Annotated in this window: 24 protein-coding genes and 1 tRNA gene; 8 read left to right on the forward strand and 17 right to left on the reverse strand. The window is 65.3% G+C overall.

Annotated features, from left to right (window positions below):
- Entirely contained in the window at window positions 1-1002 is a 1002-nt protein-coding gene (locus F7O44_RS13095; protein ID WP_162450702.1) for an SdpI family protein, read from the reverse strand.
- Between the two features lie 31 nt (window positions 1003-1033).
- The gene (locus F7O44_RS13100) at window positions 1034-1402 is read right to left on the reverse strand and encodes a GntR family transcriptional regulator (protein ID WP_162450703.1); all 369 of its coding nucleotides are present in this window, start codon (window positions 1400-1402) and stop codon (window positions 1034-1036) included.
- Window positions 1403-1517: 115 nt separating this feature from the next.
- Between F7O44_RS13100 and F7O44_RS13105 the strand changes: the two genes are divergently transcribed.
- From F7O44_RS13105 to F7O44_RS13125, 5 genes are all read left to right on the forward strand, one after another.
- Window positions 1518-3617 carry a S9 family peptidase gene (locus F7O44_RS13105; RefSeq protein ID WP_162450704.1) on the forward strand — a complete coding sequence of 700 codons (2100 nt, stop codon included), beginning with the start codon at window positions 1518-1520 and terminating at the stop codon, window positions 3615-3617.
- 45 nt (window positions 3618-3662) lie between these two features.
- Entirely contained in the window at window positions 3663-4286 is a 624-nt protein-coding gene (locus tag F7O44_RS13110) for a hypothetical protein (protein WP_162450705.1), read from the forward strand.
- A 139-nt stretch (window positions 4287-4425) separates the two neighbouring features.
- Window positions 4426-4833, forward strand: coding sequence for a phage holin family protein (locus F7O44_RS13115; protein WP_222851323.1), 408 nt, complete (start codon window positions 4426-4428; stop codon window positions 4831-4833).
- Entirely contained in the window at window positions 4833-5048 is a 216-nt protein-coding gene (locus tag F7O44_RS13120; RefSeq protein WP_162450706.1) for a DUF3618 domain-containing protein, read from the forward strand. The genes F7O44_RS13115 and F7O44_RS13120 overlap by 1 nt, the downstream gene beginning before the upstream one ends.
- A gap of 10 nt (window positions 5049-5058) precedes the next feature.
- Window positions 5059-6183, forward strand: coding sequence for a YihY/virulence factor BrkB family protein (locus F7O44_RS13125; protein WP_162450707.1), 1125 nt, complete (start codon window positions 5059-5061; stop codon window positions 6181-6183).
- A gap of 14 nt (window positions 6184-6197) precedes the next feature.
- On the opposite strand, the gene F7O44_RS13130 is transcribed toward F7O44_RS13125, so the two are convergent.
- From F7O44_RS13130 to F7O44_RS13200, 15 genes are all read right to left on the reverse strand, one after another.
- Window positions 6198-6437, reverse strand: a complete 240-nt coding sequence (locus F7O44_RS13130; protein ID WP_162450708.1) for a hypothetical protein — start codon at window positions 6435-6437, stop codon at window positions 6198-6200.
- Between the two features lie 23 nt (window positions 6438-6460).
- The gene (locus F7O44_RS13135) at window positions 6461-7324 is read right to left on the reverse strand and encodes a DUF4097 family beta strand repeat-containing protein (protein WP_162450709.1); all 864 of its coding nucleotides are present in this window, start codon (window positions 7322-7324) and stop codon (window positions 6461-6463) included.
- Window positions 7325-7367: 43 nt separating this feature from the next.
- The gene (locus F7O44_RS13140) at window positions 7368-7865 is read right to left on the reverse strand and encodes a toxin-antitoxin system HicB family antitoxin (RefSeq protein WP_162450710.1); all 498 of its coding nucleotides are present in this window, start codon (window positions 7863-7865) and stop codon (window positions 7368-7370) included.
- 348 nt (window positions 7866-8213) lie between these two features.
- Window positions 8214-10475, reverse strand: coding sequence for a (Fe-S)-binding protein (locus tag F7O44_RS13145; RefSeq protein WP_162450711.1), 2262 nt, complete (start codon window positions 10473-10475; stop codon window positions 8214-8216).
- An 80-nt stretch (window positions 10476-10555) separates the two neighbouring features.
- Window positions 10556-11131: a dCTP deaminase gene (gene dcd / locus F7O44_RS13150; RefSeq protein WP_162450712.1), complete on the reverse strand. Its 576-nt coding sequence runs from the start codon at window positions 11129-11131 to the stop codon at window positions 10556-10558.
- A gap of 49 nt (window positions 11132-11180) precedes the next feature.
- A complete protein-coding gene (locus F7O44_RS13155; RefSeq protein ID WP_162450713.1) occupies window positions 11181-11879 on the reverse strand; it encodes a hypothetical protein in 699 nt (232 codons plus the stop codon).
- A gap of 19 nt (window positions 11880-11898) precedes the next feature.
- A complete protein-coding gene (locus F7O44_RS13160) occupies window positions 11899-12696 on the reverse strand; it encodes a hypothetical protein (protein WP_162450714.1) in 798 nt (265 codons plus the stop codon).
- 391 nt (window positions 12697-13087) lie between these two features.
- Window positions 13088-14152 (reverse strand): glycine betaine ABC transporter substrate-binding protein, encoded by a 1065-nt coding sequence (locus tag F7O44_RS13165; RefSeq protein ID WP_162450715.1) that lies wholly within the window; start codon window positions 14150-14152, stop codon window positions 13088-13090.
- A gap of 46 nt (window positions 14153-14198) precedes the next feature.
- On the reverse strand, window positions 14199-15080 hold the full coding sequence (locus F7O44_RS13170) for an ABC transporter permease subunit (RefSeq protein WP_162450716.1): 882 nt from the start codon (window positions 15078-15080) through the stop codon (window positions 14199-14201).
- A 2-nt stretch (window positions 15081-15082) separates the two neighbouring features.
- The gene (locus F7O44_RS13175) at window positions 15083-16405 is read right to left on the reverse strand and encodes a quaternary amine ABC transporter ATP-binding protein (protein WP_162450717.1); all 1323 of its coding nucleotides are present in this window, start codon (window positions 16403-16405) and stop codon (window positions 15083-15085) included.
- 347 nt (window positions 16406-16752) lie between these two features.
- On the reverse strand, window positions 16753-17967 hold the full coding sequence (locus F7O44_RS13180; RefSeq protein ID WP_162450718.1) for an ABC transporter permease: 1215 nt from the start codon (window positions 17965-17967) through the stop codon (window positions 16753-16755).
- Entirely contained in the window at window positions 17964-18734 is a 771-nt protein-coding gene (locus F7O44_RS13185) for an ABC transporter ATP-binding protein (RefSeq protein WP_162450719.1), read from the reverse strand. The genes F7O44_RS13180 and F7O44_RS13185 overlap by 4 nt, the downstream gene beginning before the upstream one ends.
- Window positions 18721-20220 (reverse strand): peptidoglycan-binding domain-containing protein, encoded by a 1500-nt coding sequence (locus tag F7O44_RS13190; RefSeq protein ID WP_162450720.1) that lies wholly within the window; start codon window positions 20218-20220, stop codon window positions 18721-18723. The genes F7O44_RS13185 and F7O44_RS13190 overlap by 14 nt, the downstream gene beginning before the upstream one ends.
- Window positions 20220-21326: a hypothetical protein gene (locus F7O44_RS13195; RefSeq protein ID WP_162450721.1), complete on the reverse strand. Its 1107-nt coding sequence runs from the start codon at window positions 21324-21326 to the stop codon at window positions 20220-20222. The genes F7O44_RS13190 and F7O44_RS13195 overlap by 1 nt, the downstream gene beginning before the upstream one ends.
- A 118-nt stretch (window positions 21327-21444) precedes the next feature.
- Entirely contained in the window at window positions 21445-22491 is a 1047-nt protein-coding gene (locus tag F7O44_RS13200; RefSeq protein WP_162450722.1) for a hypothetical protein, read from the reverse strand.
- Window positions 22492-22590: 99 nt separating this feature from the next.
- Between F7O44_RS13200 and F7O44_RS13205 the strand changes: the two genes are divergently transcribed.
- The 3 genes from F7O44_RS13205 (at window position 22591) to F7O44_RS13215 (ending at window position 25449) form a co-directional block, all read left to right on the forward strand.
- Complete coding sequence (locus tag F7O44_RS13205) at window positions 22591-23325, forward strand: response regulator transcription factor (RefSeq protein WP_162450723.1); 735 nt, start codon at window positions 22591-22593, stop codon at window positions 23323-23325.
- On the forward strand, window positions 23315-25312 hold the full coding sequence (locus F7O44_RS13210) for a sensor histidine kinase (RefSeq protein WP_162450724.1): 1998 nt from the start codon (window positions 23315-23317) through the stop codon (window positions 25310-25312). The genes F7O44_RS13205 and F7O44_RS13210 overlap by 11 nt, the downstream gene beginning before the upstream one ends.
- Before the next feature lie 63 nt (window positions 25313-25375).
- Window positions 25376-25449, forward strand: a tRNA-Gly gene (locus F7O44_RS13215).
- The last annotated feature ends 198 nt before the right edge of the window (window positions 25450-25647 follow it).

The raw sequence follows: 25647 nt of genomic DNA on the forward strand, positions 1-25647 counted from the left end.
CTACCGGCCGCGCTCACGCTGCACGAGTGCGTTGAGGAGCCCGGCCGCGGTCGCGGCGTCGTCGACGACCACGACCAGCCGGCGCCCGCTGACCCGCTCGAGCACGATGGCCTCGCCGCCGCGCATCACGAATCCGCTGGCGCCCCGGTATGGGCCGAACGCGGCGATCCGGAAGCCGTACCCGCCGAAGTGCCGGATCGGGTTCACTGTGGCGGTTTTGGCATGGTCGATCTCATCGAGAGCGGTATTGAACTTCGGCCATCCCACCGCGCTGGTGATGGTCAGGCCGCGCTGATCGATGGTGACCCGGATCGAGAGCATTAATGCGACCAGCGCGAAGAGCAGAACAGTGAGGATCAGCACAAGCCACAGGCCGGTCGCCGCGGTCACCACGCCGGTGAACCCCGCGACGAGGGCGAGGAGCATCACGACGTTGCTCCCAGCTGCCACTGACTGAGTCCACGTGACCAGTTCCGATGAGCCGAGTGACAGCGCGGGTGCGTCTTCCGGTAGGTCGTCCACGGGCCGGCCCCAGCGCGGAATGATCGCCACGGCGACCACGGCGATCCCAACTCCGGCGGCTATCCCGCCGACTATGGCGCCGGCATCGAGGCTGGCCTCCGCGGCGGCGGTCAGGCCACGCTGTCCGGCGATCAGCACGACCATCATCACGGTGACGAACGCGGCTGTGCCGGACGTGGTGCCGGCGATGACTCGGGCGAGCGAGGCATCCATCTGCCCGGCCATGGTCACCGCCGCACCGACCACCGCGAACAAGGCGCAGAAGCCGGCGATCAGAAGGGCGGTCTCGGTGACTCCGGCGAAGCCGTCGGCGTCGCCGCGGACGGCCCAGTGGATGGCGATCTCGGCGGGCAAGTCGTCGCGCCAGCTCATCACGAGAATCGCGCCGACGATACCGACACTCAGCGGCAGAGCGGCTGTGGCCAGCAGGATTCGCGCTGTGGGCCGTGGTCGTTCACCCGCGTGGCGCGTGTCGATCATGGTGTCTCCTATGTGGTTCTGGTGTGGCTTGTCACGCCGGCGGTTGTTCCGGGTATTCGGCTGTGATCAGTTCGATCAGTTCGTCACGGGTGAGCCCGAATCGCCGCGCCTGGCTCACCAGCTCGGCGACGGCCTCGCGCAAGCTGGCGAGGCCTTCGCTCGCCTGCTCGGTCAGCACGGCGCCGCGACCGCGCCGGAGCTCTATCAGCCCTTCGTCCCGCAACTGCTGATAGCCCCGGAGTGCGGTGTGCATATTCACGCCGAGTGACTCCGCAAGTTCGCGGGCGCCGGGCAGCCTCTCGCCGGGACGGAGCTCGCCCCGGGCTGCCGCGCCGCGCACGGCAGCGGCAAGCTGCGCGAACAACGGCACGGGCGAACTCGGGTCTAGGCGGATGAGCATGCAACTTAGTCTATTGTTCTAGCGTTAATAGAACAAGTTGAGTGCCTGGTCCGACCGTTGACGGAGATGCCATCCCAGCGGAATCCGGCGACCGTCCCTGCGGTACCGTCGCCGCATGGCTGATCGTGAACGCCCGTCCCCGCCGGTGGCCAAACGGGTGCCGCACACACGCACGTTCCACGGCGACACCGTCGACGACGAGTACGCGTGGCTGATCGATCGAGACGATCCCGACACACTCGCCTATCTCGAGGCGGAGAACGCATATACCGAGGCGCAGACCGTTCACACGAAGGCCCTGCAGGAAGAGATCTTCGAAGAGATCAAAGCGCGCACTTTGGAGACGGACCTGTCAGTGCCGGTGCGCCGCGGGGAGTGGTGGTACTACATACGCACCGTCGAAGGACAGCAGTACCCGATCCATTGCCGTTCTCGCACCGAGCCCAAACTGCCGGACGACCCCACCGAGCCGATCACGCCCCCGGCTGACGAGCAGGTGATGCTCGATCAGAACGAACTCGCGGGCACATCCCCGTATTTCGCACTGGGTGCCTTCGACATCAGTCCGGACGGGCGGTTGCTGATCTTTTCCACCGATTACGACGGCAGCGAGAAGTACACGTTGAAGGTGAAGGACCTGAACAGTGGTGCGGTCCTTTCCGACGAGGTACCCAATACCTACTACAGCACGGCGTGGTCGGCGGACGGCTCGACGCTGTTCTACACCACGGTCGACGACGCGATGCGCCCGTATCGAGTGTGGCGGCATCGGCTCGGAACGGACGCCTCGACCGACGAGATCGTGCACCAAGAGGATGACGAGCGTTTCTTCGCCGGAGTGGGGCTGACGCGAAGCGACAGCTACATCGTCATCGCGGTGGACAGCCAGGTGACCAGCGAGATCAGGGTGCTCGATGCCACTGATCCCATGGGCGAGTTCAGTGTCGTCGAGCCGCGGCGTCAAGGTGTCGAGTACTCGATCGACCACGCCGGCGAGCACTTCTTCATCGTGCACAACGACGGCGCCGCCGACTTCGAACTGGCGAAGGCGCCGGTCACCTCACCCGGGCGAGCGAACTGGCAGCCGGTCTTGCCCTCCGACGCCGACACCCGCATCGTCGGCGTGGATTGCTTCGCGGGCCACGTGGTTGTCTCCCTGCGACGCGGCGGTAGCACGGCACTTCACGTCATCCCGCTTCTCGGTGGCGAGCCGGAGCCGGGCACCGACATCGAGTTCCCGGAGGAAGTCAGGACCGTCCGTCCGGGCAGCAACCCGGAGTTCCGTACATCGACGTTCCGCCTCGGTTACACCTCGCTGGGCACGCCCAGTTCAGTGATTGACTATGACGTCAACACCGGTGAGATGCAGGTACGTAAGCGCCAGCCGGTCCTGGGCGACTTCGACGCGGACCAGTACGAGACATTCCGTGAATGGGCGACGGCGGCGGACGGCGCCCGCATACCGATCTCGGTGGTGCGGCGGCGCGACACGCCCGGCGACGGTTCCGCGCCGTGTGTGCTCTATGGTTACGGGTCCTACGAGTCCTCGATGGACCCATGGTTCTCGATTCCCCGGCTCTCGCTGCTCGACCGAGGGTTCGTCTTCGCCGTGGCGCACGTGCGTGGTGGCGGCGAGATGGGACGTTCTTGGTACGAGAACGGCAAACTACTGGCAAAGCGAAACACTTTTACCGACTTCATCGCCTGCGCTGAGCGGCTGGTGGAAGCGGGCTGGACGGCACCGGACCGGCTGATCGGCCGAGGCGGGAGTGCGGGTGGCCTGCTGATCGGCGCGGTGGCCAACATGGCGCCCTCCGCGTTTGCCGGACTGGTGGCTGAGGTGGCGTTCGTGGACCCGTTGAACACCATCCTCGATCCGACCCTCCCGCTCACGGTGATCGAGTGGGAGGAATGGGGTAACCCGATTGAGTCGGCCGAGGTCTACGAGTACATGAAGTCCTACTCGCCGTATGAGAACGTGGAAGCCAAGGAGTATCCGGCGATCCTGGCCACGGCGGGCCTCAACGACCCCCGCGTGGGGTACCACGAACCTGCCAAGTGGGTGGCTCGGCTGCGCGCCACCGCCACTGGCACCGCACCCATTCTCCTGAAGACGGAGATGGGTGCCGGCCACGGTGGGCTCTCTGGGAGGTACGACGCCTGGCGTGACGAGGCGTTCACGCTCACATTTGTCCTCAACACGGCGACTCGATGACCTTGCACATATCCGGATTTCCGGGATGATGTACTACGCCCGCTGATGAAGCGGGCTAACTACGTCATGGGGAGCCTTGTGTCCAACTCATTCGATATCAAATCACTTCCGCTATACCGGCAGATCGCCCTGATCGGTGGCTTTCTGCTCTTCATCTCCCTGTTCTTCCCGTGGGTGCGGGCCAGTGCCGACATGGGCGGCGGCCTCGGCTCGGTCAGCGGCAGCGCGAGCGGGTGGGACGGGATCGGAACTCTGGTAGGACTTCTGGCCATTGTTCTGGTCGCTTGGGAAGTCATCCGTGTGCTCGGTGTCAGCAACCAGGTCAAGATCAACCCAGACATCCTGACCGCGGCTATCGCCGCGCTGGTAGCTCTGTTCGGTGTCATCCAGTTCATCAGGGCGTTGTCCCAGAGTGCTCCCATGCCGGGAATCAGCGTCGGACCGCACGTGGGGGCCTTCCTGATCCTGATCTTCAGCATCGGCCTCGGGTATGCGGCATTCCTCGCGTTCCAGGCCGCCGGTGGTTCGGCGGCCCTGCAGGACCTGAACAAGGCCCAGGCGGCCTCGGCCGACGCTGCTCCGGCTCCGACGGACAACGACGTGCCGCCGCCGGCCGCCCCGGAAGACCCGAACGCCGACGACCAGCGGCAGGCTCCGTCTGGGAGCTAGTGACCGGCGCCGGGGCCATATGGGCCTGGCTTAGCTGTAAAGCCGCGGCTCGCCGCCCTTTCGTGGCAGTTGATTGCATTGTTGGCGATGCCCTGGGTACTCGTCACATGTGAGAACTCACGAAAGGGCGGTGAGCGTTGTGACCGAGTCGGGTAACACTCGGCAGCGTGAGGAGTCGGCGGCGCAGCTCGTGGCCGACATGTCGGAGCAGACGTCTCGGCTGGTGCGAGACGAGATCCGGCTGGCTGTCGCGGAGCTGCGTGAGAAGCCGAAGTATGCGGGTCTCGGCCTCGGACTTTTCGGATCGGCGGGATTGTTCGCGTTTTTCGGCACGGCAGTCCTCATCACTGCGGCAATATTGGCGTTGGACCTGGCCGTCCCGGCCTGGGCCGCGGCGTTGATCGTGGCGGCGGTGCTGTTCGTCCTCGCCCTGATCGCGGCGTTGGTCGGCAAGCGAGAGATACAGCAGGCCAAGCCGATGCCGGAGCGAGCGGCGGAGAATGTCCGCCGTGATATCGAAGAGATCACCGGACGGGGGACGTCGTGATGGGCAAGACGAATCTAGCGCCCGAACCATCGTCGGATGCCAGCATCGATGAGCTGGAGCGGGATATCGAGCGCACCCGCGAGGAACTAGGCCAGACCGTAGAAGAGCTGGCCGGCCGGGCCGCCGCGACGGTCAAGCCGGTGGGATACGCCGTGGTCGGGCTGGCGGCGGCAACCGTGATCGTGTGTGTCATCGCCTGGCGTCGTCGCCGGTAGGAGGCGGGTCATGGCTGAAGAGACGCCGGCGAAGAAGGCCGGGCCGACGGACACCGAGGCACCGCCGGAGTCCACTCCTGAACCTCCGAGTGAGCCGGCTGCCGAGGATCAAGGGGAGAATCTGGAACCGCCGAGTGAGCCGGCCACCGAGAAGCAAGGACCGGATCTGCCGCGCGGTTTCGTCCTCAAACGAGTGGTACGTGGATTCTCCGCCCACAAAGGCACCGACCTGGCGGCGGCGTTGACCTACTATGCCGTGCTGGCGGTCTTTCCGGCGACCATTGCCCTCGCGTCGGTACCGGCGCTGGTGGGTCAGGAAGCCGACCCCACAGCGGCGATCCTTGACGTAGTGGACGACGTCGCGCCGGCGCTCGTGGAGGACCTGCGTGGTCCCATCGAACAGTTGGCCCAAGTTCCCGCCGCCGGACTGGGTCTGCTGATCGGGCTGCTCGGTGCCCTGTGGGTGGCATCGGGCTATGTGGGTGCCTTCGGGCGGTCCCTGAACCAGATCTACGGGGTAGAGGAAGGACGTCCGTTCTGGAAGCTTCGCCCGGCCATGCTGCTGGTCACGCTCGCTACCGTGGTCTTGGTCGCGCTGGCGGTCGTCCTGCTGGTGATGACCGGTCCACTAGCGCGTGCGGTCGGGGACGCGATCGGGCTGGGTGACGTTGCGGTGACGGTGTGGGACATCGCGAAGTGGCCGGTGCTGATCGTCGTGGTCCTGATGGTCATCGCGCTGCTGTATTGGGCGACACCGAATGTGCGGCACCCGAAGTTCCGCCTGATCAGCGCGGGCGCACTCTTGGCGCTTGTCGTGTGGGCCGTCGCGTCGGCCGGCTTCGGCTTCTACGTGGCCAATTTCGCCGACTATGACCGAACCTACGGCTCCTTGGCGGGCGTCGTCGTGTTCTTGCTGTGGTTGTGGATCACCAATATCGCGCTGCTGTTCGGTGCGGCGTTCGATATGGAACGGGAGCGGGTCCGTGAGCTGCGGGCCGGAATCCCGGCCGAAGAGCGGCTTCAGCTGCCGCCTCGGGACACCCGTAAGAGCGACAAAACGGCGGCAAAGGCGGCTCAGGATGCGCAGTCTGCGCGAGAGTTCCGCGAGCACCAGGGGCGGCGCGACGCCGACTGACTGGTTGGCGGGCATCAGCAGACGCTGGCCCGGCGGGCGATCGCGCGGGAGTGCAGTCTCCGGGCCAGCCCGCCGGTCCAGCCCGAGACACTGGCCAGGATGAGCGCGGTTCTCTCCATCAACCGGGCGCGACGCTGTGCGGCCCGCTCGGCCCGGCGCCTACGCTGTCCGGCCAATGCCGCTCGGCTCAGTGACGCGTCCCGAATGCGTTCCTTGCTCTCGTGTCTATGGAGCAGGTAATGGTCGTCGAACATGACAGGGCTCCTTGGGTTCAAATTCAGTTGCTGCGGGTGACGGTGATGGCGCCGCTGACGGTCTTGGCCGATACGGCCACGGTGCGGTCCCCGTCGGCGGGGGCGTCGGTGGGGGCGAGGTCGGACCTGACCCGGCCGGAGACGGCGGAGCAGTCGAGTTTCGCCGCGGTGCCGGACGCCACGCCGATGGTGACGTCACCGGAGGCAGTCTTCGCCTCCAGGGTGCCCTCCACGGTGCGTTGGACCCTGACGTCGCCAGAAGCGGTCTTGGCGGTGACTCGTGCGCTCATCGAGCCGATCTCCACGTTGCCCGATGCGGTGCGAAGTTCGCTGTCGCCGGCTAGATCGGTGACGCGCACATCACCCGAGGCGGTGTTGACGTCGACCCGGCCGGCGCAGCGCTCGACGTTCACATTGCCCGAGCCCGACGACGCGCGGACCGATGAGACGTCGTCGACCTGGATGTCGCCACTGCCTGTCTTGGTCAAGACGTCGGTGCAGCCAATGGCGGTGATGTTCCCGGAGCCCGTATGCAACGACGTCTCTGCGAGCCCGCCGCCGGCGCGGATGTTGGCAGAACCGGTGTGGACCGTGAGCGTGCTGGCCTGCGGGACGGTGACCTGGATGTCGATGGCCGGATCGGGTAAGAGGCTGGGGCCGGTACCTTGGCGCGAAACCTCGACGCGCAGCGAGTTCCCATGCTGCTCGACGGTGGCGCGTTCGATCACCGCGAGGGCTTCGGTATCGCCGGATCTGGACGGCCGGAGGTGCACTTCCGCTTCAGAGACGTCCGCGGCGAGGACTTCGACGTGTCCGGAGCGGGACGTGATCGAGACGTCCATCGGCGCAGGTGCAGGAAAGGTGCGGCGGTAATTGGAGGATGTCACAGGATTCTCCCTGGAGTATGCGGGTGAAGGTGAATGACGCGGGTCAGCGAACCCAGCCGGAGACGCGTCGTCCCAGGCTGATGTGGACCCCGGACTGCGGGCCGTCGAGCATCTGACTGATGGCCCGGACCAGCCAGGCGTTCACAGACAGGCCGTCGGCCGCGGCGGCTTCTTCGGCTCGGGTCTTGAGACTCTCCGGCAGCCGCAGCGAGATCCGCGACATGCTCTCGTCAGCCTCCGGTGGTGGCGGCGGGCTCGGAGGTTCTGGCGGCTGAGGCGGTGTGAAGCCGGCCGTCACGCGCTCGTCGCTGGCGACGAATTCCGGGTTTCCGCCCCGGAGCCGGACGTCCACCGAAACGCCGTCGAGTTGAGTGGTGATCTCCGCCGCGGCATCACCGAAGGCCTCGATCAGAGTTAGCCGCAGCGACGGTTCGACCGCGTACGAGAGCCGGTCAGCCGCCTCCCGTACGTCGTCTGCCGCGGCCTGCGCCGCAGCGGCCAGTGAGCCGCGGAGGGAATCGACGTATGGGGTGAGTTCCATGACGCCACAATGACATCATCTTGGCGTCATGTCAACGTCATTCGGCGTCATGGTGGCTTGAGTGTGACGCCATGATGACGTGTGGGTGGCGTCGCGGTGATTTGAGTATGGCGTCATGCTGACGTGTGAGCGGCGCCTTCTCGGCGTCAGGCAGCGCCAGGGCGCAGCACAATGCCAGCAACCCATTCGGTGATCGTGAGCGGATCGGCGCGTACGCCGGCGCCGAAATGTACTATTTGTGGTCTTGGCAGCAGCAATAAACCGCTAACGATCACCGGAGTCGGGGCCGGGATCGGTTCTGGGTAGAACTGGCGCCGGAAGGCTCGCTACCGGGGAGAGGGCCTGGGCTTACTCGGCCTTCTCCGCGAGGGCGTCGCGTTGTGCGGTGCCCCGCCTGACGCCCGCGAGCAGCAGCTGGGCAACGTCTACGACGTCGACGTTCTCGCCCTGGCCGTTGGCCTGCGCTTCGGTGAGACCGTCGGACAGCATGACGCGGCAGAACGGGCAGCCCACGGCGATCGACCCGGCGCCCGCTGTGGCATCGCCGTTGGTCGCGCCGAGGGTGTTCAGTGCTTCTTCGGTGCGGTCGGTGTTGATCCGCTTGCCGATGCGCTCTTCCATCCACATGCGGGCACCACCGGCGCCACAGCAGAACGACGTGGAACCACTGCGGGGCATCTCCCGGTACTCGACTCCGGGAAGCGCGCCGACGAGCTCGCGAGGGGGTTCGTACACCTGGTTGTGCCGTCCCACGTAGCAAGGGTCGTGGTACGTGACGGATCGACCGGCGACCTCGCCCTCCGGTGGCGCCACCGGGGTGAGCTTGCCCTCGCGGACCAGCCGGTTGAGTAGCTGCGTGTGGTGGACGACCTCGAGCTCGAGGCCCAGCTGCTGGTACTCGTTCTTGAGCGTGTTGAAACAGTGTGCGCAGCTGGAGACCACACGTACGGCCTTGGTCTCGCGCAGGACCTCGACGTTTTGCAGGGCCAACTGCTGGTACAAGAACTCGTTACCGGAACGTCGTGCGGGGTCGCCGGTGCAGGTCTCGCCGTCGCCCAGGACCGCGAAGGAGACACCCGCGGTGTGCAGCAATTCGGCGACGGCTTGGCTGGTCTTCTTGGCACGGTCTTCGAAGGCGCCGGCGCAGCCGATCCAGAACAGCCAGTCGACCTCGTCGAGCGACTCGACGTCGACCCCGACCTGCTTGACTTCGAACGGCAGCGTGCTGGCCCATTCCATCCGCTTGGAGGCGTTCATGCCCCACGGATTGCCGGACTTCTCGAGGTTCTTGAACAGCCCGTTGAGCTCGTTGGGGAATTCGGTCTCGATGAGGGTCTGATAGCGGCGCAGGTCGAGGATGTGGTCGACGTGCTCGATGTCCACCGGACACTGCTCGACGCAGGCGCCGCACATGGTGCATGACCAGAGCACGTCGGGATCGATGACCGCTCCGCCGTGCGGGCGGGCAGGGTCGCCTTCCGTGGGCCCGACCAACGCGCGCTCGGCTTCGGCGAGGGCAGCGGCCGGGACGTCGGCCAGCTGCTCCGGCGTGGCTTGCTCCTCGCCCATCATGTCTTTGCCTCCACCCGCCAGCAGGTAGGGGGCCTTGGTGAATGCGTGGTCGCGAAGCTGCATGATCATCAGCTTCGGTGACAGCGGCTTGTCGGTGTGCCAGGCCGGGCACTGCGACTGGCATCGCCCGCACTCGGTGCAGGTGTTGAAGTCGAGCAGGCCCTTCCAGGAGAAGTCTTCGACTCGGCCGACGCCGAGAGCGGCATCTTCGTCGAGATCGTCGATGTTCTCGAAGTCGACGGGTTCGCCCTTGACAGCCAACGGCTTCGCGGCACCGAGTGCGGGGCGGCCGTCGGCGTTGCGCTTGAAGAAGATGTTGAAGAATGCCAGCCCTCGGTGCCAGGCCACGCCCATGGTGAGGTGCCAGGAGATCACGGCGAAGAACAACCACGAGATCGTGATCTTGACGGCGGCGACGACGTGCACCGTCATCTCGACGGTGGAGGTGGCCACCCCCGAGAACGCCTCGCCGATGAAGAACGTGAAGGGGAAGTGGGAGGCATCGCCCATCAGCCGGTACTCCAGCCCGCGTAGCAGCAGGATGGAGGTGGCGATGGCGCCGATGGTGAACTCGACGTAGTACGCCTGCCAGAACGTCGAGCCGAAGAAGCGCGAACGCCGGCCCTTTTCACGCGGGTGACTCACCTGGCGGATGACGGTGAGGGTGAGAATGCCCAGGAGAGTCAGCCAGGCGAAGGCCTCGAGCAGCCATTCCAGTGGGTGCCAGTGCCCGATGAGCGGCAGCGCGAACTCTGCGTCGAAGAGCTGACCATAGGCGGTCACGAGGGTGATGAACAGGAGGAAGAAGCCCATCGCGACGAACCAGTGCGCCACGCCCACCAGCGGTCTCTTGACCATCTTGGTATGCCCGAAGAACTCCCGGGCGACGGTGGCGACCCGGCGGCCGGGGTGGTCGGTGCGGCCGTGCTCAGGCTGTCCTACCCGGATGACCCGCACGATCCGGATGATGGCGTCGGTCAGCACCACGAGTGCCAGCGCGGTGACCCCAAGCGCTACGGCAACGGCGACGTATTGCATCGAGGGCAGGCTCCCTTCAAATGTTCCTCTGCCGGAAGGATATGTTCGATCCGGCAGAAACTAGACTACCCGCCAGTAACTTAGATGTCCGCCCGGTGGAAACTCAGAAACGAACGGCTCGGGGTGGGGCCGCGTTGACCCTGGTAGCGCGAACCATACCGACCGGAACCGTACGGCTCCTCCGCTGGGCTGCTCAGGGCGAAGAAACACAGCTGCCCGATCTTCATGCCCGGCCACAGCTTCATCGGAAGCGTGGCGACATTCGACAGCTCCAGTGTGACGTGGCCGTTGAATCCGGGATCGATGAAACCGGCCGTCGAGTGTGTGAGCAGGCCCAGCCGGCCCAACGAGGACTTTCCTTCGAGCCTGGCGGCGACATCCTCGGCCAGCGTCACGACTTCGAGGGTGGATGCCAGCACGAACTCACCGGGATGCAAGATGAACGCCTCGCCCTGCACCGGCTCGACGAGCCGGGTCAGGTCAGGTTGTTCCTCCGACGGGTCGATATGCGGATACCGGTGGTTCTCGAAGACCCGGAAGTACCGGTCGAGCCGCACATCGATGCTCGACGGCTGCACCATGTCAGGATCGTAGGGATCCAGCGCCACCCGTTTGTTCTCGACGGCGGCTTTGATGTCCCGATCCGAAAGCAGCATGCTCGGACGATACCGAACTGTGGAAGCCAGGGCGACACCGATGTGCCGGTCAGCAGGGGGTGTCGTCCTCGATGAGGTCGTCGCTGACCATCCACTCCCCGAGCTGGGCGTCGACAGTGGCACTGATGACAGCCGTGGCGTTGCCCTGTGCGCCGCGTATGGCGTGTTCACCTTCGTCGTCGATATAGGTGAGATCGGTGCCGTCGAGACAGCCACCCAGGAGCACGTAGATCTCGTCGCTGTGTTCGACTTCGAGGTGGACGACGAGTTCACCGCTGTAGCGTAGTCCGTTCTCTGCTTGGTAGTCGATTGAGCTCTCGAGGCTCTCCGCCAACGCCGGGTAGGCGAGATCTTCGATTCGCTCGTCGAACTCGACCTCACGTTGGGCTGTGCGCCGTTCGCGGAGGTACTCGATGTATACGGCTACGGCTTGCGCGGCCTCTTCGGGAATCTCGTCGGGTTCGACAATTGTCAGGCCGGCCTCGGGAAATTCGTGTGTCTGTCCCCCGAGGCTCATTTCGCCGGCGTTGTCCGGCGGCGCGGTCTCGGTAGTGTCGGCGCTTTGTGTCCGTTCGCCGCCCTTGGTTGGTTCACCGTGTTCGGGCTCCGGCGTCGAATCGTCCGCCACCGTGCTGGGCGGATCGGTAGCGTCCAGCCCAACGGGCTCTGCGGAGTTGCCGGAACAACTCGTTGCCGCAAGCACACACAACGCCGCAGCGAGCAGGGGCATGCGCAACCGATGTGCCATGCTCACTCCACCCTCTCGATCAACCGGTGACTCTGGCTTGCACCTCGGCTACCGGCACGAGGAACTCTTGCTGGGTGGTCTGGGGATCCAGGGGTCCCTGTAGCTCGTCGTTGAAGAACCACTCGACCGACCAATGGCTCTGGGCTTGTACCCGGGTTGTCTGACCAGGCTGGTTGGCACTGGACCGGCGGAACTCCAGGAAGCAGTCGGACGTTGCGCCGGGAGCCCATGCAATGCCGAACCCGTCACAGACGACGGACTCTGCTGTGGCCGCGGAGAACCCCATCTCGCTCAGAACCGCGTCGACCGTGGCGCGGTTGCCGGCCGCCTCGGCGTGGACCTCGAGGTCCACTGGCCCGTCGTCGAGCCAGAACCAGGTGGGCATGTTGACCAGCGTCGCGCCGTCGCCTTGCCGTTGCGGGTTCCAGGAGACTTCAGGCGCAGGCAGTTCCAGGGCATCATGGGCAGCCTCGAGCAGGAACTCCGGCGGGATGTCTGGAACTGGGATCGGATCTCCGGGAAACACGTAGGTCACCGGATTGTTTTCGGTGAACTCGATAGCCTCGTCGAGGCTGACTCCCGCGCAGCCGGTGTCCCACCAGTTGCCTTCATCTTCGTCCTTGTACTCTTCGAGCATTTCCAGCGTCCATTTTCCCCCGCCTGTCGGTCCCCCTGTGAAGGAGGAGCGCTGGGCATAGGCTTCCGCACCGGAGTGCGGAAGCTCGAAGTAATAACACGGTGGCCTGGACCACACCGTGTTTCCCGGGATCTCGTAGCCATCTTCACCGGCTGTGGTGCCGGATCCCCAGACATTCACGCTGAGGTAGCCTTGCCGGGCGTCGCCATGGCCACCGTTGTCGTCACAGACTCCGAAGGAGCACCGAGAGCTTGGAGGTTCCGCAGCCATCTCTGCGGCGGCGGGCTCTGTGGTGGTGAGCGACAAGCCCGACACCAATGCGATGCCCAGCGCACTTGCCGACAACGTTTTGGCCCCCGACTTGTTTGGGGCCGAGGGGCTCCTGCTGCTCACGTGTGCTGTCCGTGGCATGGGTCTCCTCATCAGGCCTTGGCTCGCAGTCACGCGCGTCCGAGGACGGCAACGACATCGATTAGAACCTAACAGAAGACATGACCGCCGAAAAGGACGTTCCCTGTCTCACGTGTGACCGTGAGACAGGGAACGTGTACTGATCTTCAGCCGCTGCTGGTTACAGCGTGCCGGCCTTGAGACTGTCGACGAAGTCCTGGTTGTCGGCGATCCACTCGGCGACAGCCGCCTCGTGGTCGCCACCGTCGTAGTGGTCCTCGCTGAACATGATGTTCTCCAGTTCGGCGAGTTCGTCGGTTGTCATGGAGAAGTTGCGGAGCATCTGCGCCACATTCGGGTAGTCGGCCTCGAAGCCGGACCGGCCGAAGTTGTAGATGTACTCCGTCTCACCCAGCGCGCCCTCGGGGTCTTCGAGGTCACGGATCGGGAACGCGTCGTACGCCCAGTGCGGGTGCCACAGGGTCACCACGACGTTCTCGCCGGCATCGAGCGAGGCCTGAAGCTGCGCCAGCATCGCTGGAGTGGACGAGTCGAGGAAGGCCCAGCCGCCATCCGCGAGCTCGTAGGTCGGGAAGACCTCGTTCTCGGTGATGTCGGTCAAGCCAGCGCCGGCGTCGATGCCGTAAACGGCCGAACCGTCGAACTCGTCGGCGTAGTCGGCCAGCTCGGCCAGCGACTGAACAGGCGCGTCCTCGTTGACGGCGATGGTCAGCTTGGCATTGTCGTACCAGCAGCCCAGGCTCTCCATGTCGTCGCCGTACTCGTCGAGGTACTGCGGGTGCGTGACGGGCAGCCAGCCATCGGTCATGAAGTCGATGTCGCCGGCCGCGACGCCCGCGTAGGTGACACCGGCCTCGAGTTCTTCGAACGACACGGAGTAACCCATGTCCTCGAGAACCGCCTGGAACAGGTAAGCAGACGCGTACGACTCGTCCCAGCCGTCGAAGATCCCGATGACGAGGTCGGTCTCGTCATCACCGGTTCCCTCCGGGTCGGGAATCTCTGCGGCACCTTCAGTGGTGTCGCAGGGCGCCCATTCCGTGGCGGCTACGTCGTCGTCTTCGTCTGGGTCGTCTTCGTCGGGTTCGTCCTCGTCCGGGTCTTCTTCACCCGGCGCGGTGACGTCGGCGTCGTCGGCGGCGTCGTCGTCCGCGCCGCAGGCGGCGAGTACGAGCCCGCCCGCGACGAGGCCAGCGGCCAGTGCGGTGAGCTTGGACTTTCGCATTGTTCCTCTCCCCTAACTTGTTATGTGACTTGCACGGTCCGGGTGCTTAGTCCCGGACTCGGCTGGCTCGGACCACAGGGGCGCGATCAGCGAGCGCAGCGACAACTCGGTCCAGATAGATGGCCAGTATGACGATCGCCAGACCTCCTTCCACACCGAGTGACAGATCAACGCGGGTGAGCGAGGATCGGACCTCGCGGCCGAGGCCATGGGCCCCGATGAATGCGGTCAGCACCACCATGGACAAGGCCAGCATGATGACCTGGTTGATGCCGGCCATGATGGTCGGCATGGCCAGTGGCAGCTGGATCTGCCGCAGAATACGCCGCGGTGTCGAGCCGAAGGCCAGCCCGGCCTCTACCACCTCGGCATCTACCTGCCGGATCGCCAGCTCGGTGAACCGGACACCCGGAGGCATGGCGAAGACGATCGTGGCGACGATACCGCCGGTCACACCGACGCCGAACGCGACGATCGCCGGAACCAGATAGACCAGCGGCGGCATGGTCTGCATGAAATCGAGGACCGGCCGCACAGCGTTGCTGACCGACGACGATTTCGCGGCCCAGATGCCGATTGGGATGGATAGTGCGACGGCGAGGCCGGCGGCGACCAGCACCATCGCCAGGGTGTACATCGCCTCGCTCCATTGATCGACCGCAGCGATGATGTAGAACCCGACGACGGTGACAACCGCGAGTTTCCACGACCGTACGCCCCACGCCAGCGCGGCGAACAGGGCGATCATGATGAGGAAGTGGGGCGTCTCGAGTACCGTGTCCATGGCATCGAACGCACCTTCGAGGCCGTTCTGAATGCCGTCGAAGACCACGGAGAAGGTGCTGACGATCCACCTGATCCCGTCCTCGATCCGGTCACCGAGGTCGATGCGCGGATCGAGCGGGTCGAACGATTCAGTTCTGAACACGATCAGGCCCCCGTCGAATCCGGCGTTACCGTGCGGCCAATGTCAGGCCCTGGACCGGGTACCGGTTCGGCATGGTCGGCATCGGGTTGGCCGATCGGTTCAGTCTCGTCCGGTGCCGGCACTGCTTCACCCGTGTGGACGACGTCGGCGATGCTTGCCATGGCGTTCAGCAGCGTGACCCGCGGAACGACGCCGACCAGTCGCTTCTCGTCGTCGATCACCGCGAGCGGCAGCGGGGATTCGGCTGCGGGCGCGAACAGATCGACCATGTAGGTGTCTTGATGGACCGATGCGACGTTCGAGTCGATGACCCCGTCGAGCGACGTGTCGCCGCGCTGGACCGCACTGACGACATCCTTGTCGTAGACCACGCCATGCAGTTTGTTGTCCCTGCGGCCAACGGCGAAAGCCGCACTCATCTGCTTCTCCCGCATCGCATGCTGTGCCTCTCGGGGCCCTGCCTGTGCATTAACCACATATTGCGCCGGTTCCATGACACTGGAAGCAGTGAGTACCCGGGTGCGGTCGACGTCGGCGACGAACTGAGCAACGTAGTCGTTGGCGGGATCGTTCAGCACCTCCTCGGCAGAGCCGATCTGGACGATGCGGCCATCGCGCATGACGGCGATCCGGTCGCCAAGGCGCATCGCCTCGTTGAGGTCGTGTGTGATGAAGACGATGGTCTTGTTCAGCGAACTCTGCAGCTGAACCAGCTGATCCTGCATTTCACGTTTGATCAGCGGGTCGAGTGCCGAGAATGCCTCGTCCATCAGCATGATGTCGCTGCCTGCGGCCAGCGCACGCGCGAGCCCGACCCGCTGTTTCATACCACCTGAAAGCTGTACGGGGAACTTGTCCTCCCAGCCAGCCAGCCCGACCATCTCCAGCGCTTCGGCCGCCTTGGTGAATCGTTCTTCTTTGTCCATGCCCTGGATGTCGAGGGCATAGGCGGCGTTCTGGAGCACCGTGCGGTGCGGCAGCAGAGCGAAGTGCTGGAAGACCATGCTGATCTTCTCTTTGCGCACCTTGCGCAGTTCGGCGTCGCTGACGTTGGCGATGTCGATGCCGTCGATATAGACATGCCCGTCGGTGGTTTCCCACAGACCGTTGAGCATGCGGATGAGTGTGGACTTGCCAGACCCGGACAGCCCCATGACGACGAAGATCTCGCCGGGCTGGACCTCGAAGCTCGCGTCGATGACGGCTGCCGTCGCACCGAGCTTGGCAACGTCCTCGCGGCTAGCTCCTTCCTTGAGTTGACGCACTGCCTGGTCGGCCTTGCGGCCGAACACCTTGTACAGGCCTTCCGCGCGAACCGCGGCCAAAACCTCACCTCTCCGTTCGTTGGCCACGCGACACACCGGGTTCACCGGATCGGGCACCTCGGGTGCCGAACTGGCAGCCCGTGAGCCACGCGACTCGTCGACAAGCCGGGGTTTGACCTACGCTCGCATACAGCGACGCGATGACATCGCCACGCACCATCGATCAGGCGATGACTGGGTTGGGCGTCACCACCCGACCAGTCCGGGCAACCCCGCCTTTGTCCTGGTCCACTGCCCAACGCTATACGACCGGTTTACCTGGTCGCACGCACCGGGGCAGCGCGGACCCCACAATGTGGGGTGATCGAGACTAGATCGCAACCAGTTGTCTCACGTGACGGAACGGCTTAGCCGCTGCGCAACGCCGTGATCGGTTCTATCGTCGACGCTCGCCAAGCCGGATACATCCCGGCGACGAGGCCGATCAGCGCGCCCAGCAATGGCGCGGTGCCGGCCAAGCGGTAGTCCAGCAGTGGTGTCCAATCGCGCAGTGCCGAAACGCCCACGGTCACCAGCACGCCGGCAGCTGCACCGACTAGTCCACCGAGAAAGCCGATGACGACGCTCTCTGCGACGAACTGACCCGCTATGTGCCTACGTGCCGCCCCTACTGACCGCCGCAAACCGATCTCCGAGACGCGTTCCATGACCGAGAGCAGCGTGATGTTCGCGATGCCGAGGCCGCCTACCAGGAGCGCCAGCCCGCCAAGGGCGAGGAACACGGCATTGACGTCGGTGGACACGTCTTCTCGCATAGAACCGGGACGCGGCGGAACCTCTACGCTGAGCAGGCTTGGATTGTTCGGCGACACAGCCAGTGGCGCCTGGCCGCCGACGAGCTGGGCGGCACCGAGGACCGTCCGGATCTCCAGCGCTTCGGGTGCTTCCAAACCGAACACCGACGAGGCCGTGCCCATGGGCATGATGACGGCATCCAGCAGTTCAGTGCGGTGCGAGACCGTATCGAGGATGCCTGCGACGGTGAACGGCCGTTCGCCGATGAAGATGGTCGGCTGCGATTCCACGCGGGTGATGCCGAGCCGTTCCGCGGCATACCGGCCGAGGACGACCAGCTCGTCGCCTCGCTCGTCGTGCCCGGAGTCGAAGAACCTGCCGGTGGACAGCACGCCGTTGAGGGCGTCGAACAGGCCGGGTGAACCGGCCATGACCGGAATGTCATGGTCGATCCCCCCTGCCGGATCGACCACAGGTATGCCGCGGACGCGCGTTTTGCCGACGTCCACGCGAGCGAAGGTGCCGGATGCGGCGACGCCGGCCAACCGGTCGACCCGTTCCGTGGCATCCCAGGGCAACTGAGTGGCCTGAACCGAGCCGTCGGGGCCGTCGCGCTCACCGGCTTCGACGACGACGCGCGTGGCGGCCACGGCGTCGAAGCGGTCGGTGATCTGCCCGGAGGCGGTCTGCCCGAGCCCCATGGTGGAGACCAACGCGGCTACCCCCAGAACAGTGCCGAGGGTGGTCAGGATCAGCCGCGAGGGACGCGCTGCGACGCCGGCCAGCGCCTCGCCCAGGAGATCCCGGAAGGTGAATCGAAATCTCATGACATCACCTGGTTGGCCGGGGCGCCGAGCGGATCCGCGGCAAGCTTCCGGGGTACTGGTTGGTCGATTCCCTCGCTCAGGGTTCCGTCGGTGATCCGGACCCGCCGATCGGCCCGGTGGCTGACGTCGTCGTCGTGGGTGATCACCGCCAAGGTGAGGCCTTCGGCGTGCAGCTTGTCGAACACCTCGAGAACTGCCTCGGCATTACCGGAGTCGAGGTTCCCCGTCGGTTCATCGGCGAGCAGCAGGCTCGGCTCGGCGACGAGCGCCCGGGCGATGGCCACGCGTTGCCGCTCGCCGCCGGAGAGTGTGGTCGGCTCGAAGTCGATCCGATGCCCCAGGCCGACGCGCTCGAGGGTGGCACGGGATCGCTCCAGGCGTTCCCGCTTCGGCACCCGTCGATACAGCATGGACAGGCCGACGTTCTCCAGCACGCTCCGGTGTGGCAGAAGGTGAAAGGCTTGAAAGACGAATCCGATCCGCTCGCCGCGCAGCGTGGAGCGGCGGGCCTCGGAAAGCCCGCTGACATCCACTCCGTCCAGCCGGTACGTGCCGGTGGTCGGCCGGTCTAGCAAGCCCAGGAGATGCAAAAGTGTCGATTTCCCGGAGCCGGACGGGCCGATGATGGACACGTACTCGCCTTCCCAGATCGTGACGTTGACATCGCGCACGGCCTGAACCTCGGGCGGGCCTGGAAACGAGCGGCTGACTCCGGTCATTTCCACTACGGGAGGGGTTACCGCGGCCGATGGGTCAGCGCTCGTCATCTGACTCCCCTTCGCCGTCGCCCGTGTCGGCTTCGCCGCCGATGACCACCAGGTCGCCTTCCTCGAGTGACCCTTCGACGGGCTCGACCTCGGCATAGCCGCGCGCGGTCAGCCCGACCTCCACCTCCAGCAGCTCGATGATCTCTTCGCCCTCCGCGGAAAGGCGCTGGACCTCGACCCTCGCCTCGCCACCCGGACCGGCTGTGAGCGCTGCTAGCGGCACCGCCAGGACGTCACCCTCGGTGCTCTCGACCGGGATCGTCACCCGCACGTTGGCGCCGCGGAGTTCATCGACCTGATCAGCGGTAAGGTCCTCAGGTGTCATGGTCACCCGGTGCCCGGAGGAGTCACCGGACGGTTCACGTATCCGGGTGATGGGCGCTGTGATCTGCTCCCCGCTGGGCAACTCGATCATGGCTTCCATGTCCTCTTCAAGCAGCTCGCGAGCGGCCTCGTCCACCTCCGCCGTCACGACGAGGTCGGTTCCGCTGATGGACATCACGGTTCCCTCAACGACGCCTCCGCGGCGTACCTCGACGTCGTCGACCCGACGCGGCAGCGAGGAGACGAAGACCACCTCGGAAGCGGGCAGAGGTGTTCCGGCTTCGGTGGCGGCCGCATCCCGGGCGGCCTGAGCATCGCTCAGCCGCTGGCGGGCATTGTCCAGCATCTTCTGCTCCGCGGATGTGTCCGGACCCTTCTGCAGATCGGCCAGGGTCGCCTGGGCCAGCCTCAGCTGAGCCTCGGCCTCGGCGACGAGATCCGTGTCGCCGTCCCGGCGCGCCTGCTTCAACGCTCGGGTAGCCTGATCGACATCGTTCTGGGCGGCGACCTTCTCCGCTTCGGACGGCCCGGTCTTGGCCGCATCGAGTGCGGCTTCGGCGTCGGCGACTTCGTCTTCGGCCATCTGCATGGCCTGCCGGGCGGTGTCGAGCTCAGCCTGAACATCCGGGGCCGCCGCCGGTGGACTGTATCCCGCCTCGTCGAACAGTTCCGCCACCGCACGTCCCGTGGCGCTGGTGTAGGTGTCGTCGACCGTGCCGGGATCGAACCCGAGCGCGTCCAGCGCTTTCTCGAGTTGTTCCACGTCCGGGCCAGACATGCCGGGCCGCAGTGAGCGGTACATCGGCAGATCGCCCGGCAAGGCGATGACCGGCCGGCCGACGATCTCCAGCAGGACGTCGCCCGCCTTGACCTGGTCGCCGACGTCAGGAACTTGACCGGTGACCACGGGAGAGGTCTCCAGCCCGGCCAGCTCCGGCGCGACATCGACGGCCCCGGTGTACGACGCCTCCCCGCGGGTTGTCACCTCACTTTCCAGAGTCCGCCGCTCCACCGGAACGGTGACCGCGGTCGCGGTGGGCGGTGCTGTCCGCGCGGCGGCCTCCTCCGGTGAGGTAATACGCGTACCGGCGAAGACGCCGGCGGCCAGCGCCCCGACGGCGACTGCGACCACGATCACCAGTACTCGGCTGCGCGAACGCATCACCCGGCCGCACCCGACTCAGCCAGCCAATCGCGGTAACGCTCGAGCTCCTCGCGGTTGGCGTCGACGAACTCCTGCTCCATCTGATGAGCGACTTCGCGGTACGTCTCGTCGAAATGGTCCTGGTTGCAGGTGAAGTCCGCGGTCGCGACGTCGATTTCGTATTCCTGAACTTCCCGGAGAACAGCCGGGTCGATCGTGTCGGCCGAATCACCGACCACGAAGCCGGTCTCGGCATCGCCCGATGAACTCGCCTCCATCATCCGGTCGAAGACCGCACTCTGGGCGTCGTCAGGGGCGTCGAAGTCCGCGTATCCGGCGTCTGCCATGCAGCCACGCCAGTCCGCGAGTGCGTCCTCGATCCGTGGGTCCCGGCGGATCCGGTCCTGCAGTGCGGCGATCTCGTTCCACAGGCTGTCGAACTGCGAGTGGTCGAACTCCTCGGCATCGAAGGTGGACTCGCCGTAGACCTCGTCGCCTGCTTTGCCCATGCAGCCGGTGTCGGCGCCGTCCAAGTCGACCTGGTCACCGAGGCTCTCGTCCCGGACGGTGCCGTCGTCATCAACGCTGACCGCCATCGTTGGCACATCGCCCCACAAGGCCAGGTCGTATGCCTCCTGGGCCGACTCGGACAGCTCAGCGCGAATCGCCTGGTTGGGATCGTCCGGCGTGCCGTCGCCCTCCGCTGGCCCGAACATCAGGGTGGAGATGCCGTAGCCGTACTCCTTGGCGAATTCCTCCGGTTCCAAGGCGTACGCGTCCTCGAACCGTGAGACTCCGGCCGAGACGTCGTCGAGTGAGGTCGGCACGTACTCGAAGCCCTCTTCCTGCATACATTCCGCGACCAGTTCCTGTACGCGGCGGTACCTCTGCCGGTCTTCGTCCGTGGGTTCCTGGTCACCGAAGCCGGCGACGGCTACAACGCTGCTACCGCCGAAGCCGATAGTTGATGAGCCCATGTACTCGGCCAGGGGACTCTCCTCGCCTCCCGATTCTGACATCTCCCCCCGGTTGGAAGTGGCCGAGTCGTCGTCGCTACATCCGGCAAGTACCAGCCCGGTCATACCCAGAGCAGCCCACATCGTGGTTCGCATTCGTCTGTTCATGAGCCCGAGACTGCATGAGGAGCTGTGAAGATCTGGTGAAGAAGCGATCAGCGCCGGACTCTTCCCGGGATCGTCATCTCGAGGAACCGGATACGGGGGCGGGTGGTCGTGGCAGTCATCAGGACGCGCCCGATCCGTGGAGAAACTCGCGATACCGCTCGAGCTCCGCTCGCTGAGCATCGACGAACTCTTCCTCCAGTTCCATAGCGACCTCGTGGTATGCGGCCTCATGCTGGGCCCGGCATTGCAGGTCGGCGGTCGCCAGCTCGATCTCGTGCTTCTGGAGTTCGGCCAGAACCTGCGGTGCGATCACGAATCGGGTGTCTCCCTCGACGATGACGCCGACGTCGCCGGATGTTGAAGCGGCTTCGGCCTCCGGCACGCTTACCTCGGACGCCCGGTCCTGAATCGACCAGTACGGCTGGTCCAGTTCCTCGAATCCCGAAAAGCCTTGGCCGGCCATACATTCCCGCCATTCGTCGACCATCGCGGATACCCGCGGATCCCGGTCAACACGGTCGAAGAGCGCGTCAACATCGTTGAACAGGGCGTCGAACTCGCTGCTGATCTCATCCAGATTCGGCTGGTCGTCAACCATGTCCGCATACGCCTGGTCGTAGCAACCGGAGTTTTCCCGCAGGCCGGAATCCTCGTCCTGCTTTCCCCAGAGCGCGTCGTCGTGGGCCTCGCGCGCGGCACCGCCGAGGTTCTCCTGTATTTCCTCGTTGGGGTCGGGTTCGCGGGGTTCGTTGGCGGTCGAGGTGAAAATGATGGTGGTGAGGCCATAACCGAATTGCTCCGCGAATTCGGCAGGTTCCAGCGAGTAGGCCTCGTCGAACTCATTCGGGCCGGTGTCATCGTTCTCCAGTGTTGTGGGCACGTATTCGAAGCCCGCGTCGCGCATACATTCGGCGACCGACTCCTCGACGTGGCGGTGCTGCCGGAACTCTTCCTCGGAGTGCTCCGGAACATCGTCGTCCGCCCTGAACCCATGTCTGCCGAAACCGGATGTCACCGGTGTATGGCTCATGAACTCAGCGAGTGGACCAGAGGTGTCGTGGTCGGCATCCGGGCCGTCAGCTGTGTCGGTTTTCGAGCAGCCAGTCATCAGAAGGAATGTCGCGGCGCAGAAGGACAATGCTGTGCGCTGGTAGTTGTTCGTCATGCCGCATACGGTGCCGAGAAGCTGTGAAGTACCTGTGAAAGCGCGGTCAGATCCTCACTCTTCACAAGTTCTTGACCGGATCCTGGAACACTGGCGCGCATGGGAGCCCGAATCCTGGTAGCCGAGGACGACCACAAACAGGCCGATCTTGTGCGCCGTTACCTCGAGCGGGAGGGTCATTCGGTCATCGTCGCGCCCGACGGCAGAGTGGCACTCGACGAGGCACGGCGTCGCTCACCCGACCTGGTAGTGCTCGACGTCATGATGCCGCGAGTCGACGGGCTGGATGTATGCCGGATCCTGCGCACCGAGGCAGACGTCCCGATCATCATGCTGACCGCTCGAAGCACCGAGGACGATCTGCTGCTGGGGTTGGACCTCGGCGCCGACGACTACATCACGAAGCCGTACAGTCCGCGGGAGCTCGTGGCCAGGGTCCGGACGGTCCTGCGCCGCGCTGTGCGGCAAGTTTCGCTGGACGACGCGGTCCATCGGATCGGAGAGCTCGAGGTCGACCCGGTGCGGCACGAGGTCCGGCTGGCAGGCGACCGAGTAGTGGTGACACCCGCGGAGTTCAAGATCCTGGCCTGCCTGGCCGCCTCGCCCGGGCGGGTCTTCAGTAGGCAGTACTTGTTGGAGCAGGCGTTCGGCTTCGACCACTACGTGCTCGAGCGCACCGTGGATGTCCACGTCATGAACTTGCGTCGCAAGATCGAGTCCGATCACACCAGGCCGGCATATTTGTTGACCGTGTACGGCGTCGGCTACAAGATGACCGAGAAGATCAGACCATCCGGTCAGGCAGTGACCGTGGGGGCGTCCGATGCGACATAGCGTCCTGCTGAGGTTGCTGGGCCTCTCACTAGCCGTGGCCGTATTCGCCATTGCCGCTACCGCATGGCTGACCAGCCGGGACACCAGCGAACGGTTCCGTGGTGAGTTCGAGCGGACATTGGAGGCTGACACCTTCATCTACCAGGGGTTGAGTGAATACGCCTCGCGGAACGATTCATGGGACGGCGTCGACACAGTCGTGGCCGAACTGGCCGAACGCACCGGCCGCCGGGTGGCGCTGACCACCCTGGACGGCGACGTCCTGGCCGATTCCGCCGCCATCTCCGGTCAGCCTGCCCCAGCGCTGGCCTCGACTCCCACCGCGGAGATCGACGCGCTCTCCGGCCAGTTCCAAGGGGTGGAGACAACGGTGGTCGGCTACCAGGGTGACACATTCGTCGCCGAGACCATGGACACGATGGCCTTGCACGATATCTCGGATCCGTACTCGCTTCGCGGCACCGTGGGCCAGCTCGCCGTCTCTGCCGCGGCGCCGTCGAGCGTCTCGCCGGTGTGGCGGCTCGATCCCGACGAAGCAGCCGCGCGTTTCTCCTTGGCTGCGGATGCCCAGGAGTGTCTGAAGGAAGATCTCGATCTTGACGACGAGGTGATGGTCACCCCTTCCGGCGAGGTCTTGCTCCTCGGCGACGCCTATGTGGAGAAGGTCCTCCGCGGCGTGGTCAGTGAGGATCACTCTGGCGAATTCGTTCAGGGGCTGAACTCGCTGGACCTCGGTGGCGCCGCCGCCCACTCCTGCCTGCCGGCGGAGCTGTTCGAAGCAAGCGACGCGGCCTTGGCGTTCAACCGGCAGGAGATCAACTTGCTGGAAGAATGCCTCGACAACGGCAACGTCCCCCACATGGTGGTGGACGTCGAAGCCGGGCTCAAGCGAGTCATCCCGGAGCCAAGCGCTCATGGCGATCTGTCCTCGCTCGACGAGACGGAATGGAACCACTGGATCGACTGCGAGCAATCGGCGTGGAACGAGACGATGGAGGATTTCGTCGCCGAGCCTGCGCTGCTCTACTCGGGTGACGCGGGCCGGTTCGACCCATTTTTCGGTGACGGCTGGTGGCGGACCACCTTGGCTGGGCTGGCTGTGCTCGCGGCCGCCACCGGCGTGACCGTGCTGGTCGGCCGTCGGCTTACCCGCCCGATCCACGCTTTGACCACAGCGGCGACCCGGATGGGGGAAGGCGATCACAGCGCGCGTGTCGACGTCGGCGGCCAGAGCGAGCTGGCCCGGCTCGGTACCGCCTTCAACTCGATGGCTGAGTCGATCGAGACGAACGAGCGGCAGCGCAAGGCCATGGTGAGCGACGTCGCTCATGAACTGCGCACGCCGCTGTCCAACGTGCGGGGGTATCTGGAGGCTGCTGAGGATGGCGTCGTGCCACTCGACCGGGCGCTGGTCTCGTCGCTGCTCGAGGAGTCGGGTCTGCTAGAGCGGCTGATCGACGACCTGCAAGATCTGGCGCTGGCTGATGCCGGGAAGCTGCGGGTTCATCCTCAGGAGGTTGACGCCGAGCAACTGGCCCGGCACGTCGTCGCGGTCCAAGGGGCATCGGCGGACGACGCCGGGGTGAGCATCGAACTCGAGTCGGAGTCGGCCACCGTCGTTGTTGATCCCGAGCGGCTCCGGCAGGCGCTGGGGAACCTGGTCGCCAATGCGGTGCGATTCTCCGACGACGGCGCCCACGTGACCGTCCGGGTCCGGCCCGAGGACGCGGAGGGGGACTGGGTGCTCTTCACCGTCGAGGACGACGGCCCGGGGATACCCGAGGAGCACGTGCCCCGGCTGTTCGACCGCTTCTACCGGGTGGAACAGTCCAGAAGCAGGGCAACCGGCGGCAGCGGCCTGGGACTCGCGATCACCAAGCACCTCGTCGAAGCACACGGCGGGACGATCAGTGTTGAGAGCACGGTTGGTGAAGGCAGCGTCTTCACTATCCGGTTGCCCGCACGTATTCCGGTGCCGACCACCTGAGGTGTCTTCAACAGCAGAAAGCGGGTATTATCCACGACGACGCCGTCCGCATGGGCGGCGTATGCGGGTGTAGTTCAATGGTAGAACTTCAGCTTCCCAAGCTGACAGTGCGGGTTCGATTCCCGTCACCCGCTCCACCGCATCAACACAGGCCACGGCCTGTGTGAAGCGCTCACGCCGGGTGAGCGCGGGTCATTCTGTTCCCTCCTTGGGCATTTCACGGGCCATTAGCCAACTGTCGCGGGTAGCCCGGCCGTTCCGTCGTCATCCTCGTCGTGCCCGGTTTCGGTGAGCTGGGCGTCCAGTTGGTCGGCGATGGCCTTATCCGCTTCCTG

Origin of the sequence: Phytoactinopolyspora mesophila (assembly GCF_010122465.1) — a bacterium.
Lineage (GTDB): Bacteria > Actinomycetota > Actinomycetes > Jiangellales > Jiangellaceae > Phytoactinopolyspora > Phytoactinopolyspora mesophila.